Here is a 314-nt window from a genome sequence, read left to right on the forward strand (position 1 = left end):
TAGAAATGTAGTTTCAAATGCTGTTCCGGGGTTGAGCCCCGGGATTTCACATCTGACTGGCATTCCCGCCTACGCGCCCTTTACGCCCAATAAATCCGATTAATGCTTGCACCCTACGTATTACCGCAGCTGCTGGCACGTAGTTAGCCGGTGCTTCTTTACCTGATACTCTCAAATTCCCTGGATATTAGCCAAGGTCTCTTGTTCCCAGGCGAAAGTGCTTTACAACCCGAAGGCCTTCATCACACACACGGCGTCGCTTCGTCAGGCTTTCGCCCATTGCGAAAGATTCTCGACTGCAGCCACCCGTAGGC

At 52.2% G+C, this 314-nt stretch carries 1 rRNA gene; it reads right to left on the reverse strand.

The window, feature by feature from the left end:
• Positions 1–314: ribosomal RNA gene (locus ACTHS3_RS17565) — 16S ribosomal RNA — on the reverse strand; the annotation flags it as partial.

The organism is Neisseria sp. P0009.S007, from assembly GCF_051962515.1.